Source organism: Cupriavidus sp. AU9028, from assembly GCF_019795295.1.
Lineage (GTDB): Bacteria > Pseudomonadota > Gammaproteobacteria > Burkholderiales > Burkholderiaceae > Cupriavidus.
Window position 1 is genome coordinate 40,930 of the sequence record NZ_JAIMCG010000014.1, and the last position, 13,369, is coordinate 54,298.

At 66.0% G+C, this 13,369-nt stretch carries 13 protein-coding genes; all 13 read left to right on the top strand.

Going from position 1 to position 13,369, the window contains the following annotated elements; genetic code table 11:
- Positions 1–68 precede the first annotated feature (68 nt).
- The 13 genes from K6V06_RS15555 to cheD all read left to right on the top strand — a co-directional run bounded on the left by K6V06_RS15555 (position 69) and on the right by cheD (position 13,347).
- Entirely contained in the window at positions 69–464 is a 396-nt protein-coding gene (locus K6V06_RS15555) for a response regulator (RefSeq protein ID WP_222244853.1), read from the top strand.
- A gap of 169 nt (positions 465–633) precedes the next feature.
- Positions 634–1,116, top strand: coding sequence for a chemotaxis protein CheW (locus K6V06_RS15560; RefSeq protein ID WP_222244854.1), 483 nt, complete (start codon positions 634–636; stop codon positions 1,114–1,116).
- 46 nt (positions 1,117–1,162) lie between these two features.
- The gene (locus K6V06_RS15565) at positions 1,163–2,818 is read left to right on the top strand and encodes a PAS domain-containing methyl-accepting chemotaxis protein (protein WP_222244855.1); all 1,656 of its coding nucleotides are present in this window, start codon (positions 1,163–1,165) and stop codon (positions 2,816–2,818) included.
- A 197-nt stretch (positions 2,819–3,015) separates the two neighbouring features.
- The gene (locus K6V06_RS15570; protein WP_222244856.1) at positions 3,016–4,869 is read left to right on the top strand and encodes a methyl-accepting chemotaxis protein; all 1,854 of its coding nucleotides are present in this window, start codon (positions 3,016–3,018) and stop codon (positions 4,867–4,869) included.
- Between the two features lie 79 nt (positions 4,870–4,948).
- The gene (locus tag K6V06_RS15575) at positions 4,949–5,725 is read left to right on the top strand and encodes a DUF4088 family protein (RefSeq protein WP_222244972.1); all 777 of its coding nucleotides are present in this window, start codon (positions 4,949–4,951) and stop codon (positions 5,723–5,725) included.
- 377 nt (positions 5,726–6,102) lie between these two features.
- Complete coding sequence (gene flhD / locus K6V06_RS15580; RefSeq protein ID WP_222244857.1) at positions 6,103–6,420, top strand: flagellar transcriptional regulator FlhD; 318 nt, start codon at positions 6,103–6,105, stop codon at positions 6,418–6,420.
- Positions 6,417–7,019: a flagellar transcriptional regulator FlhC gene (gene flhC, locus K6V06_RS15585; RefSeq protein ID WP_222244859.1), complete on the top strand. Its 603-nt coding sequence runs from the start codon at positions 6,417–6,419 to the stop codon at positions 7,017–7,019. The genes flhD and flhC overlap by 4 nt, the downstream gene beginning before the upstream one ends.
- 112 nt (positions 7,020–7,131) lie before the next feature.
- Complete coding sequence (gene motA, locus K6V06_RS15590) at positions 7,132–7,995, top strand: flagellar motor stator protein MotA (RefSeq protein ID WP_222244861.1); 864 nt, start codon at positions 7,132–7,134, stop codon at positions 7,993–7,995.
- A gap of 43 nt (positions 7,996–8,038) precedes the next feature.
- Complete coding sequence (gene motB, locus K6V06_RS15595; RefSeq protein ID WP_255581878.1) at positions 8,039–9,046, top strand: flagellar motor protein MotB; 1,008 nt, start codon at positions 8,039–8,041, stop codon at positions 9,044–9,046.
- A 122-nt stretch (positions 9,047–9,168) separates the two neighbouring features.
- Positions 9,169–11,214 carry a chemotaxis protein CheA gene (gene cheA, locus K6V06_RS15600; protein ID WP_222244865.1) on the top strand — a complete coding sequence of 682 codons (2,046 nt, stop codon included), beginning with the start codon at positions 9,169–9,171 and terminating at the stop codon, positions 11,212–11,214.
- A gap of 51 nt (positions 11,215–11,265) precedes the next feature.
- On the top strand, positions 11,266–11,760 hold the full coding sequence (locus K6V06_RS15605) for a chemotaxis protein CheW (RefSeq protein ID WP_222244867.1): 495 nt from the start codon (positions 11,266–11,268) through the stop codon (positions 11,758–11,760).
- A gap of 58 nt (positions 11,761–11,818) precedes the next feature.
- Complete coding sequence (locus tag K6V06_RS15610; protein WP_222244869.1) at positions 11,819–12,697, top strand: CheR family methyltransferase; 879 nt, start codon at positions 11,819–11,821, stop codon at positions 12,695–12,697.
- Positions 12,697–13,347 (top strand): chemoreceptor glutamine deamidase CheD, encoded by a 651-nt coding sequence (cheD, locus tag K6V06_RS15615; RefSeq protein ID WP_222244871.1) that lies wholly within the window; start codon positions 12,697–12,699, stop codon positions 13,345–13,347. The genes K6V06_RS15610 and cheD overlap by 1 nt, the downstream gene beginning before the upstream one ends.
- The last annotated feature ends 22 nt before the right edge of the window (positions 13,348–13,369 follow it).

Genomic DNA, 13,369 nt, shown 5'->3' on the forward strand with positions numbered 1-13,369 from the left:
GCTGGCTGTGCAGGAGACCGCCCGCGCCTTGCTTCCATGCAGGGCCTGGCCTGCCTGAAGGAGTCGCCATGCCGGCAAAACCCATCCTCGTCGTCGATGATTCGCCCTCCATCCGCAGCATGATCGCTGCCTGCCTGCGCGTTGGCGGGTACGAGGTCACGGAGGCGTCGGCCGGCGACGAGGCCCACCAGCTGGCTTGCCGGGCGCAAGAGGGCGCGCCGTTCGCCATGCTGGTGACGGACCAGGTGATGCCGGGAATGGACGGCCTGACGCTGATCAGCAGGCTGCGTGCCGAGCCTCGCTACGCCACCATTCCGATGCTGATGCTCACCACCGAGAGTGAAGGGCAGATCCGCGAGAAGGCGCGCGCCGCGGGCGCCAGCGGCTTCCTGCCCAAGCCGTTCGATCCGGAGCAGCTGATGCAGTCGGTCGACGCGCTGATGTCCCCCTCCAGCGAGGGGTGATTCCCGAGGCGATCGGGCCTTCAGTTTTTATCTTGCGCAGCCGATATCAGGTCAGAGGCGGTGTGTGCCAGGTCTGGCGCGTGCCAGCCGAAAACGGCGGTCGAAACGCAGGTGGCCGGGCAACCGCCGGATTTGTATCCAGAGCCACCGAGGGGAGCGGGAGCGCACCATGAAAGTCAGCAACAAGCCGGACGGCGCCGGCGAGGAATTCCTCGCCTTCACGCTGGGCCGCGAAGAATACGGTATCGACATCCTCAAGGTGCAGGAGATTCGCGGCTACGAGGCCGTGACGCAGATCGCCAACGCGCCCGCCTATCTGAAGGGTGTCATCAACCTGCGCGGCATCATCGTGCCGATCGTGGACCTGCGCATCAAGTTCGAGCAGGAGAAGATCAGCTACGACCAGTACACGGTCGTCATCATCGTCGACCTGAACGACCGCACCACCGGCATCGTGGTCGACGGCGTGTCGGACGTGCTGACCCTGCTGCCGGCACAGATCAAGCCGACCCCGCATTTCAACGGCAACCTGAATACCGAGTACATCCGTGGCCTGGGATCGGTCGAGGAACGGATGCTGATCCTCGTGGACATCGAGAAACTGCTCGCCACCGAAGAGCTCGCGGCCATCGAAGCCGCGGCCATGGGCTGACCCCCCGCCGCCTCCCGCGGGATTCCAAGCAGTCAATCGTTCTGTCATGAGAAATAACCAGCCAGTCACCGCGCGCGAGTACAAGCTCGCACCGACCGATTACCTGATTTCGCGTACCGACCTGAAGGGGCGCATCACCTTCGCCAACCATGCCTTCGTGCAGGCCAGCGGGTTCAGCGCCGACGAGCTGATGGGCGCCGCGCACAATATCGTGCGCCATCCCGACATGCCGCCCGAGGCGTTCGAGGACCTGTGGCACACGCTCAAGAGCGGCCGCTCATGGTCGGGTCTGGTGAAGAACCGCCGCAAGAACGGCGACTATTACTGGGTGATGGCAACGGTCACCCCGACCCGTATCGACGGCCAGGTGGTCGGCTATACCTCGGTGCGCTCGATGGCATCGGCGGAGCAGACCGCCCAGGCCGAGGCCGCTTACGCCCGCTTCCGCGAAGGGCGCGCCGCAGGCCTGGCGATCCGCAATGGCACGGTGGTGCGCAAGGGCCCGCTGGGCTGGCCGGCCAGGCTGCTGCGCGCCGGTGTCCGCGGCCGCATCATGCTGTCGCAGGGTGCCGGGCTGCTGTGGTTCCTGATTGCGCTGGGCATGTTCGAGATGCTGGCGGAGCCGGCAGCCAAGGCGGCCCTGCGTCCCTGGCTGTGGGGCGGCTTCGGCCTCGCCGTACTGACGGCCTTCGGCACCGGTGCCGCGCTGCTGGCCACCGTCAATCGTCCGCTGCAGGAGATGCTGGACTTCGCACTACGCCTGGGCGCCGGCGACCTGACCACCCGTTACGAGCCGCGCACCGGCGACGAGATCGGCAGGCTTGGCCAGGCGATGAAGACCATGCAGCACAGCCTGATCTCCGTCGTGCACGAGATCCAGGAGGGCATGACCGCGATCAGCGCCGCCGCGCGCCAGGTGGCGGCGGGCAATATCGATCTGTCGCGCCGCACCGAGCAGCAGGCCGCGTCGCTGGAGCAGACCGCGTCGAGCATGGAAGAGCTGACCGGCACGGTGCATCAGAACGCCGACAACGCCCGCCAGGCCAGCGGCCTCGCGGTCAATGCCTCGGACACCGCGGTCAAGGGTGGCGAGGTGGTGGGCCGGGTGGTGCAGACCATGGACGAGATCAACGGCGCCTCCAAGAAGATCGTCGACATCATCGGCGTGATCGAGGGCATCGCCTTCCAGACCAACATCCTGGCGCTGAACGCCGCGGTGGAAGCGGCGCGGGCGGGCGAACAGGGCCGCGGCTTCGCAGTGGTGGCCGGCGAGGTGCGCAGCCTGGCGCAGCGCAGCGCCAACGCCGCCAAGGAAATCAAGGGCCTGATCGGCGATACCGTGGCCCGCGTGGACAACGGTTCGGCGCTGGTGGGCCAGGCCGGCCAGACCATGGACGAGATCGTGCAGGCGGTCAAGCGCGTGACCGACATCATGGGCGAGATCAGCGCCGCGTCGGTGGAACAGAGCACGGGCATCGAGCAGGTCAACCAGGCGGTGGTGCAGATGGACGAGGTCACGCAGCAGAACGCCGCGCTGGTCGAGCAGGCCGCTGCTGCCGCCGGCTCGCTGGAAGATCAGGCGACCCGGCTGCGCGACGCCATCTCGGTATTCCGGCTGACGCTGACCGCGGAAGTGCGGCCCGAGCGTGGCAGGGCCGTGCTTGGCAGCAAGAACCAGCCGGCACGCCTGGCGCGCGGCTGAAACCGGAGATCGGCGCGACAGACGCCGGCTCCACCCATGGCGAATGGTCCAGTGGCCGTTCGCCATGAGCGGATTGTGAGCGGGGAAATCGAAAATCGACGGGAAACCGATCGCGTTTCGCAACGGCTTCATCTGCGTCCACAGGGGCCGCGGTGACGCCATCGGCCAAGGTCATCGGAGAAGAAGAGGTAGTCCTTATGCAATGGTTCAATCAAATGCGGGTGGCGACCAAGCTGATCGCCGGCTTTCTGATCGTCTCCGTCATCGCCCTGGTGATGGGGCTGCTCGGCGTCATCAATATGGGTCGGATGACCGACTGGACCAGCCGGATCTACAACAACGACCTGCAGGCGCTCAAGGCAGTGCAGGACAGCAACATCAACCTGCTGTACGCAAGCCGTGCGCAGATCGCGCTGCTGTCGGCATCGACGATGGGCGAGCGCAATCGCGAGAAGAAGCTGATCGATACCTCGTTCGCCAATGTCGAGGAGCGCATGAAGGTGGCGCGCGAGTCGTTCCGCACGGACGAAGGGCTGGCGCTGATCAAGCAGTTCGATACGCTGTTGCCGGCCTACCGCGATCGCATGAACAAGTTCATCGAGCTGGTGTCGCGCCAGCCGCTGGACACCTCGCAGTTCGAAAGCACCGTGTTCGAGGAAAGCAGTGCCCTGCTCAAGGACAGCCATGCCATCGAGGAAGCGATGGCCGCGATGGTCAAGCGCCGCGACAATGGTGCCCGCGCCAATATGGACGAGGCCCGCTCCGTCTATGAAGAGTCGCGCCTGCTGATGCTCGGCCTGGTGCTCGGCGGCGTCGCGCTGTCGATCCTGCTTGGCGTGTTCCTGGCCCGCGCGCTGTCGCGCCAGCTCGGTGGGGAACCGGCCTACGCCGCGGGCATTGCCGCTCGTATCGCCGATGGCGACTTCGCGACCGAGATCCAGCTGCGCAAGGGCGACCGCGGCAGCCTGCTGTTTGCCATGAGGCAGATGCAGCTGCAGCTGTCGTCGATGGTGCAGGACTTCAAGATGGCCACCGAATCGATGGCCTCTGCCTCGCGCCAGATCGCCGTGGGCAACAGCGATCTGTCCCAGCGTACCGAGCAGCAGGCGGCGTCGCTGGAGGAAACCGCGTCGAGCATGGAAGAGCTGACCGGTACCGTTCGACAGAACGCCGACAACGCCCGCCAGGCCAGCGGCCTGGCAGCCAATGCGTCGGAAACCGCCGTGCGCGGCGGCGAAGTGGTCGGCCGCGTGGTGCAGACCATGGACGAGATCAACGGCGCCTCCAAGAAGATCGTCGACATCATCGGCGTGATCGAGGGCATCGCCTTCCAGACCAACATCCTGGCGCTGAACGCCGCGGTGGAAGCGGCGCGGGCGGGCGAACAGGGCCGCGGCTTCGCGGTGGTGGCCGGCGAGGTGCGCAGCCTGGCGCAGCGCAGCGCCAACGCCGCCAAGGAAATCAAGGGCCTGATCGGCGATACCGTGGCTCGCGTGGACAACGGTTCGGCGCTGGTGGGCCAGGCCGGCCAGACCATGGACGAGATCGTGCAGGCAGTCAAGCGCGTGACCGACATCATGGGCGAGATCAGCGCGGCGTCGGCAGAGCAAAGCTCGGGCATCGAGCAGGTCAACAAGGCTGTGGCGCAGATGGACGAGGTCACGCAGCAGAACGCCGCGCTGGTGGAAGAAGCTGCCGCCGCTGCCGGCTCGCTGGAAGACCAGGCCGCGCGCCTGATGGCGTCGCTGGCGCGCTTCCGGCTGGCACAGGCCGAACTGCTGGGCGGCGCTGCTGCCGAGCCTGCCCGCCTGGCCCCTGCCTTCACCTCCGCCGCTCCCGCCGCTGCCGTCGCCGCGCAGGCACGTCCCGCGAGCACGGCGAAGGACGCGGGCGCTGGCGAAGAGCCGGCGCAGGAGCCGGCCGCAGCCGCCACGCCTGCGGCCAAGGCGCCTCGGCTGACGGTGCGCAAGGCGGCCCGTCCGGCAGCCAGCACGGCCCCCGCCGCGCCGGCCTCGGCCGCGTCGGACAACGGCGACTGGAGCGCGTTCTGATCGGCGGCGGTGGGCCACGCATGCCGTGGCCCCACCGCCGTCATGCAATGACATGGCTGACGATGGGCGAATGAAGACGATGACGAGCGAAATCACCCTGTCCATGCCGCGCGACGCGGCGGACAAGCTGCGCGGCGAGTTCGACCACTTCGTCCGCGTCTCCACCGGGCTGGATCGCCAGTTCGTGCCGCCGTCCTTCGAGGACTTCCTGCGAGCGAGGGTGATGCACCAGGAGGGACCGCTGACGGAGCGGGCGGTCACGCGCCTGCTGACCGGCGGCGAGTACGCGTGGGCCAGGAAGGTGTTCGACAAGCAGCTGCCCCATGCGATCGCCAACCTGATGCGCGATGCCCAGCGCTTCGGCTTCGGTCTGGCCGTGCGTTCGGACTGGGAGGCGCCGGAGCGCCTGACCCATGCGCGCGAGTGGGCGGTGGAAATCCTGGAGCAGGCGGGGGCAGACCCCGCGCTGGCCGACAACCTCGCCCAGCAGATCACCGCAGCGGCCGTGGACGTGCGCACGATCGAGGAACAGATGCAGACGCCGGCGTGGCGGCTGGCGGACAGCCTGCGCCGCAGGGTCTACGACCTGCTCTACCTGGTCCAGACCGAACGCAGCACGGCAGCGGCCTTGTCGCGTCTGGGAGAGCTGCGGGCAATGCTTGGACTGGCGCTCGACTATGGCTCCATGGACGCCGAGGAGGCGGACCGGGTCATGCAGCAAGTCGAACATACTCGGCCCCAGCTGTTCGAGGAGGAGCCGGACGACGTCTTTACGCGGTTTGCTGCGTGGCTCAGACGCGTCTTCAAGCCGGTGCCGGCGTCGGCGCCGACGGCAGGACCGAAGAAGCGGCGCTGACGGGAGCGTGTTGCGCGCACGCGTCGCCGCGCCATGACACTGGACCTCGCACACGGCGCCGCAGGCGCCTTTTGGTGTTTCAGTGCGGTTACAAAATCACAAAGCGCACCCGCAATGTATCTTTCATGCGACAACCGGCGACTCCCAACGAAAGTAGGGATTGGCAGCACCGGTCGATTCCCGATATAAAACGGTCAGTTTCATTTACATTCGGTAACACTTGTTACGGGTAATCGTTACGAGTCTGCTGAATGTGATGAAAAAGGTGCAGTAATTGATCGTTGTATCCCTCGCCGCGCAACATAACGATCCGGTCGCCGGGCATCTCCCGGTAAGCACTGGACAAGCGTGGAAGGGCCCTTGGTAGCGGGGATAAATTGGAAAATAGCGAAGTTCTCCATGAGATCCGGGAGGTGAATCTCGCCTATCTGCTGCTCGCGCAGCGCCTGGTGCGAGAAAACCACCTCGAGGCAATGTTCCGCCTCGGTGTCAGCAAGGAGATTGCCGACATCCTGGCGAAGCTGACGCCAGCACAGCTGGTCAAGCTGGCGGCGTCCAACATGGTGCTGTGCCGCTTTCGCTTCGACGATCACGCGTTGCTGTCGACGCTGACTCACACGGCCAAGAGCCACGATATGCAGCAGATTCACGCGGCTATCCTGCTCGCCCGTCAGCCCGTGGAGTCGCTGAATTGAACGCCCTGCTGCAAGCCCAACCCGAACGGAGCTTTGCAGCTCCCCCGGTTCCCCAGCGCAAGAGTGTCCTGCAGGATGCCAACCAGACCCAGCTCGCCATCGAGCTGATTGGCCTGGGTGCACGCCTGCAAGTGCTCGAAGCCGAGACGACGCTGTCGCGCGACCGGCTGATCCGGCTGTACAAGGAGCTGCGCGGCGTCTCGCCTCCCAAGGGCATGCTGCCCTTCTCGACGGACTGGTTCATCACCTGGCTGCCGAATATTCACTCCTCGCTGTTCTATTCCGCCTACCACTTCATGGTCGAGCAGGGCGAGGCCAGCGGCATCCGCGCGGTCGTCGCCGCATACCGGCTGTACCTGGAACATGTGCGGCTGCTGGGCGGTGAAATTGTCTTAAGTTTTACCCGTGCCTGGACGTTAGTAAGGTTCTTCGAGAGCAATATGCTGCAGCTTTCCAGCTGCACATGCTGCGGAGGGGAGTTCGTGACGCACGCCTACGAGCCGAACGCGAACTTCGTCTGCAGCTTGTGCCGCCCGCCTTCGCGGGCAGGCAAGGCGAAAAAGCTCCCGAAGGACGCCACGCCAGCGCAACCCCACTGAGACACGCGGGAGCGCGGCGAATCTCCGGCGGCAGGGCGGTGCGCAAGCGCCGCCAGGCAAGCGGCGGTTCGAGGGCGTGTCCGACGCGTGTTTTTCTGACGGGGAATCGATCGTGCTAGTAGTTCTCGGCTATATCGTCGTGCTTGCGGCGGTGCTTGGCGGATACGCCATGACCGGCGGCCACATGGGCGCGCTGTATCAACCGGCAGAACTGGTGATCATCGGCGGCGCAGCGGTCGGGGCTTTCATCAGCGCCAACAGCGGCAAGGCCATCAAGGCCACCATGCGCGCCATGCCCAAGCTGTTCCGGGGCAGCAAGTACAACAAGGCGCTCTACATGGAAGTGATGGCACTGCTGTACGTGCTGTTGTCCAAGGCGCGCCGCGAGGGCATTCTGTTTCTCGAAAAGGAAATCGCCGACCCCGCCGCCAGCAGCGTGTTCAGCCAGTATCCGCGCATCCTCGCCGATCCGCAGATGATGGAGTTCCTGACCGACTACCTGCGCATGATGGTCAACGGCAATATGAACGCTTTCGAGATCGAGGCCCTGATGGACCACGAGATCGAGACGTTCCGTCATGAAGCCGAGGTTCCCGCCCACGCGCTGTCCCGCGTCGGCGACGGCCTGCCCGCCTTCGGCATCGTTGCCGCGGTGATGGGCGTGGTGCACGCGCTGGCTTCCGCGGACCTGCCGCCGGCCGAGCTGGGCGCGCTGATTGCCCACGCGATGGTCGGTACCTTCCTCGGCATTCTGCTGGCCTACGGCTTCATCTCGCCGCTGGCCTCGCGCATCGAGCACCAGGTCTCCGAGACCGTGAAGATGTACGAGTGCATCAAGGTTACGCTGCTCGCCTCGCTCAACGGCTATGCGCCGCTGGTCGCGGTGGAATTCGGTCGCAAGGTCCTGTACTCCAGCGTTCGCCCGTCGTTCCTCGAACTGGACGACCACGTGCGCGAAGTCAAGAGCCTGACCTGATCCCCCAAACTCATCGAGGCACCAAGTCATGAGCAGCGGCAGCATGCACGACAACGCTCGCCCTATCATCGTCCGGCGCGCCAAGAAGCACGACAAGCCGCACGGCAACCATAGCTGGAAGATCGCCTATGCCGACTTCATGACGGCGATGATGGCCTTCTTCCTGGTCCTGTGGCTGCTCAGCTCCTCGACGCCCAAGGGCCTGGTGCAGGTGGCGGAGTACTTCCGGACGCCGCTGAAGGTCGCCATCGCCGGCGGCAACAAGAGCAGCCTGTCGCAGAGCGTGATTCCGGGCGGCGGGCAGGACCCGACGCGCGAGGATGCGGAAGTGCGGCGTGCCAACGAGGACGATCAGTCGGCGGCGCAGCGGCGGCGCGACCAGATCGACAGCGAGCGCCTGCGCCATCTGAAGCGCCGGCTGGAGCAGATCATCGAGAACAACCCGGTGCTGCGGCAGTTCCGTCCGCAGTTGCTGCTGGATATCACCAGCGAGGGGCTGCGCATCCAGATCCTGGATACGCAGAATCGGCCGATGTTCCGCACCGGCAGCGCCAATGTCGAACCGTATATGCGCACCATCCTGCGCGAGATCGGTCCGGTCCTCAACGAGATGCCGAACAAGGTCAGCCTGTCGGGCCATACCGACGCGGCCACCTACATCAACGGCGAACGCAATTACAGCAACTGGGAGCTGTCGGCCGACCGCGCCAATGCGTCGCGCCGCGAGCTGATCGGGGGCGGCATGCAGGAGGGCAAGGTGCTGCGCGTACTGGGCCTGGCGCAGACCATGCCGCTGGACAAGAACGACCTGATGGCGCCGATCAACCGCCGGATCAGCATCGTCGTATTGAATCACCGCGCGCAATCGCGCTTCGAGGCCGAGAACGCCAGCGCCGCCGACGTCGCGGTCAAGGCCAGGGCCGGCGAGGTCGCGGGCGAGTTGCAGCAAAGCCTGGAGCCGCAGCCCGCGGTGGGCGGCAATGGCGCGGCGGCCCAGCCAGCGCCGCGCCCGCCTGCACCGCCGGCCGCGCCTGCCGCGCCGGCCCGCTGAGGGCACGCGGCACCGCGCAGCGCCAGCCAGATTGTAAGCACGCTTAATAAGATCGTCACCCAGGTCGATAACAAGACCAGGCAACGGCGTTTCGCATCAGTAATCAGTGAGTCAGGACGGTCATGTCTGTCGATATCGATATCACGCAGTTCTACCAGACCTTCTTCGAGGAAGCGGAAGAGCTGCTCGTTGAAATGGAGCAGCTGCTGCTCGGGCTGGATCTGGAAGAGCCGGATTCGGAGGATCTGAACGCGATCTTCCGCGCGGCCCATTCGATCAAGGGCGGCGCCGCCACGTTCGGCTTCACCGCGCTGACCGAGACCACCCACTTGCTGGAGAACCTGCTCGATCGCGCGCGGCGCCGGGAAATGGCGTTGTCCAGGACCATCATCGACACCTTTCTGGAAACCAAGGACGTGTTGCAAGACCAGCTGAACGCCTATCGCAACGGCACCGAACCCGACCCCGAGACGATGGCCCGCATCTGCGCGGTGCTGCAGCAGCTGGCTCTGGAAGCCGGTGGCGAAGCCCCCGCCGCGCCGGCTCCGGCTCCGACTCCGGTTGCGGCGCCCGCGCCGGCCGCCGCGGCCAGTCCCGCTGGCGCGGGCGGCGGCCTGAAGGTGCGGCTGCTGGGCGTGTCGGCGGACGATCAGGCGCTGCTGCGCGAAGAACTGGGCAACCTCGGCGAGATCACCGGCCAGAGCGAAAGCAACGGCGAACTGACGATCTGGCTGTCGACGCAATGCAGCGCCGACGACATCATCGCGGTCTGCTGCTTCATCATTGACGACAAGCAGATCGTGATCGAAGCCGGTGGCGACGCGCCGGCAGTGGCGGCACCGGCTGCCGAAGCGGCGGCGCCCGCACCTGCGCAAGCCGCTGCGGCCCCTGTGGTTGCTGCCCCGGTTGCCGCGGCCCCCGCAGCGGGCGCCAAGGACAAGGAAAAGGCCAAGCCCGCCGCGGCCGCCGCCGCGCACGCCGAATCCGGCTCGATCCGCGTGCCGACCGAAAAGGTCGACCAGATCATCAACCTGGTCGGCGAACTGGTGATCACGCAGTCGATGCTGGCACAGACGGCCTCGTCGCTCGATCCGGTGCTGTTCGACCGCCTGTTCTCCGGCATGGGTCAGCTCGAGCGCAATGCGCGCGACCTGCAGGAAGCGGTGATGTCGATCCGGATGATGCCGATGGACTACGTCTTCTCGCGCTTCCCCCGTCTGGTGCGCGACCTGGCGAGCAAGCTCGGCAAGCAGATCGATCTGGTGACGTTCGGCAAGGCCACCGAGCTGGACAAGAGCCTGATCGAGCGGATCATCGATCCGTTGACCCACCTGGTGCGCAACAGCCTGGATCACGGCATCGAGACGCCGGACAAGCGCGTGGCCGCGGGCAAGGAGCCGACCGGCCAGCTGATCCTGTCCGCCCAGCACCATGGCGGCAATATCGTCATCGAAGTGAGCGACGACGGCGGCGGCCTGCGCCGCGACAAGATCCTGGCCAAGGCCATCCAGAACGGCCTGCCGGTCTCCGAGAACATCAGCGACGAGGAAGTCTGGCAACTGATCTTCGCGCCGGGCTTCTCCACTGCGGAAGCGGTCACCGACCTGTCGGGCCGCGGCGTGGGCATGGACGTGGTCAAGCGGAACATCCAGGAGATGGGCGGCCACGTCGAGATCAGCTCCCGTCCGGGCCAGGGCACCACCACCCGCATCGTGCTGCCGCTGACGCTGGCGATTCTCGACGGCATGTCGGTGCGCGTGGGCGAGGAAACCTTCATCCTGCCGCTGAACTGCGTGATGGAGTCGCTGCAACCGAAGGCTGACGACGTGCGCACCGCCGCCAACAGCGAGCGCGTGATGCATGTGCGCGGCGAATACCTGCCGCTACTGGAACTGCATCGCGTCTTCAACGTGGAGAACGCGGTCCAGGAACCGACGCAGGGCATCGCCATCATCCTGCAGGCCGAAGGCAAGCGCTTCGCCCTGCTGGTGGACCAGCTGATCGGCCAGCACCAGGTCGTGCTGAAGAATCTGGAAACGAACTACCGCAAGGTTCCGGGCATCTCCGCCGCGACCATCCTCGGCGATGGCAGCGTGGCGCTGATCGTCGACGTCGCGGCGCTGCAGCGCACCGGCGTGCGCCGCCAGGAGCCGGCATTGGCGCAGTAATCGCGTCCTGGCAAGGAACCAAGCAATCTAGGGAAGGGAGAGAAGCAAACCATGGCCGGCATTGGACATATCGAAGCCGAAGGCAAGGAAGGCGAAGGCCAGGAGTTCCTGGTCTTCACGCTCGGCTCGGAAGAATACGGGATCGACATCCTGAAGGTGCAGGAGATCCGCGGCTACGACGGCGTCACGCGCATCGCCAACGCGCCTGACTTCATCAAGGGCGTGACCAACCTGCGCGGCGTGATCGTGCCGATCGTCGATCTGCGCATCAAATTCCGTCTGGGCAATGTCCGCTACGACCACCAGACCGTCGTCATCATCCTGAACATTGCCGGCCGCGTGGTCGGCATCGTGGTGGACGGCGTGTCGGACGTGCTGACGCTCGGTGGCGAAGCCATCAAGCCGGCGCCGGAATTTGGCGTGTCGGTTTCGACCGACTTCGTCACCGGCCTTGGCACCGTCGAAGGACGCATGCTGATCCTGCTCGACATCGAGCGCCTGATGACCAGCCCCGAGATGGAGCTGGTCGAGGTGGAAACCGCCTGAAGCATGACGGCGCCGCGCACTTCCCTGCGTGGCGCCGGGTAACGCCGCTGGACCTCACATGACGCCGCTTCGCCCCTCCGCTCCCAATATCATCGCCCCCCGGGACGACGCGCGCGACTTCCTGCTGACCGAGCGGGATTTCGACCGGATCCGCGCGCTGATCCACCGGCGCGCCGGCATTTCGCTGGGCAGCCACAAGCGGGAGATGGTCTACAGCCGCCTCGCGCGGCGGTTGCGCGCGTTGCGCCTGAACGACTTCGCCACCTACCTGGCCGTGCTCGAAGCCGACGAGAGCTGCGACGAGTGGGAGTACTTCACCAACGCGCTGACCACCAACCTGACCTCGTTCTTCCGCGAGGCGCATCACTTCCCGTTGCTGGCCGAGCACGCCAAAAAGATCGGCCGGCCCTATTCGGTCTGGTGCGCCGCCGCCTCGACCGGCGAGGAGCCGTACTCGATCGCCATCACGCTGGCGGAGGCGCTGGGCGACCGGGCCTCGACGGTGCTTGCAACGGACATCGACACACAGGTGCTGGCCAAGGCAAGGGCAGGCGTCTATACCGCCGAGCAGGTGTCGCGGCTGTCGCAGGACCGGCTCAAGCGCTTCTTCCTGAAGGGCACCGGACAGCGCGCCGGCCTGGTCAAGGTCAAGCCGGAGCTGGCATCGACCATTTCGTTCGAGCCGCTGAACCTGCTGGCGCCCGACTGGGGCATCCGCGAGCGTTTCGATGCGATCTTCTGCCGCAACGTCATGATCTACTTCGACAAGCCGACGCAGGGCCGCATCCTGGAGCGCTTCGTTCCGCTGCTCAAGCCGCATGGCCTGCTGTTCGCCGGCCATTCGGAGAACTTCTCCTACGTGACGCGGGCCTTCCAGCTGCGCGGCCAGACGGTGTACGAACTCTCGCCGCCTGGCGCGAGGACTGGAGCGCCGTGATGCGGACCCCGCAACAACCGGAAGCCATCGCGACGCGGACCTATTTCGACCGCGAGTTCGGCAAGCAGGCGATCAAGCTGCTGCCCAACGAGTATTACGTCACCGCCGACGACGTGGTGCTGACGACGGTGCTGGGCTCTTGCGTGGCCGCGTGCATCCGCGACGAGAAGGCCGGGGTTGGCGGCATGAACCACTTCATGCTGCCGGACGACGAGAATGCCGGCCCCGACCGCGTGCTGTCCGCATCGATGCGCTATGGATGCTATGCGCTCGAGGTGCTGATCAACGAGCTGTTGAAGATGGGCGCGCGCCGCGAGCGGCTGGAAGCCAAGGTCTTCGGGGGCGGCGCTGTTCTGGCCAACATGACCACGCTGAACATCGGCGACCGCAACGCCGAGTTCGTGCTGCGATATCTGAAGACGGAAGGCATCCGCGTCGCCGCGCAGGACTTGCGCGGGCCGCATGCCCGCCGCGTCAGCTACTTCCCGCAGACCGGACTCGCGCTGGTGCGCCGGCTGACCAGGCAGGACGATCAGGTCGTGGTCGAGCGCAGCGAGCGCGCACTGGCCCGCGCGATCTCGTCGCAGCCGCTGCGCAGTGGTGTCGAACTGTTCGGACAGCGCGCCCCGGCGCCGTCGTCCACCTCCTGAACCGACAAGGACTCAGCCTTTT

Coding starts and splice junctions, on each gene's coding strand:
- cheA (WP_222244865.1), top strand. CDS start 9,169: ATGTCTGTCGATATCGATATCACGCAGTTCTACCAGACCTTCTTCGAG.
- K6V06_RS15575 (WP_222244972.1), top strand. CDS start 4,949: ATGACGAGCGAAATCACCCTGTCCATGCCGCGCGACGCGGCGGACAAG.
- cheD (WP_222244871.1), top strand. CDS start 12,697: ATGCGGACCCCGCAACAACCGGAAGCCATCGCGACGCGGACCTATTTC.
- K6V06_RS15555 (WP_222244853.1), top strand. CDS start 69: ATGCCGGCAAAACCCATCCTCGTCGTCGATGATTCGCCCTCCATCCGC.
- motB (WP_255581878.1), top strand. CDS start 8,039: ATGCACGACAACGCTCGCCCTATCATCGTCCGGCGCGCCAAGAAGCAC.
- K6V06_RS15565 (WP_222244855.1), top strand. CDS start 1,163: ATGAGAAATAACCAGCCAGTCACCGCGCGCGAGTACAAGCTCGCACCG.
- K6V06_RS15610 (WP_222244869.1), top strand. CDS start 11,819: ATGACGCCGCTTCGCCCCTCCGCTCCCAATATCATCGCCCCCCGGGAC.
- K6V06_RS15560 (WP_222244854.1), top strand. CDS start 634: ATGAAAGTCAGCAACAAGCCGGACGGCGCCGGCGAGGAATTCCTCGCC.
- K6V06_RS15570 (WP_222244856.1), top strand. CDS start 3,016: ATGCAATGGTTCAATCAAATGCGGGTGGCGACCAAGCTGATCGCCGGC.
- K6V06_RS15605 (WP_222244867.1), top strand. CDS start 11,266: ATGGCCGGCATTGGACATATCGAAGCCGAAGGCAAGGAAGGCGAAGGC.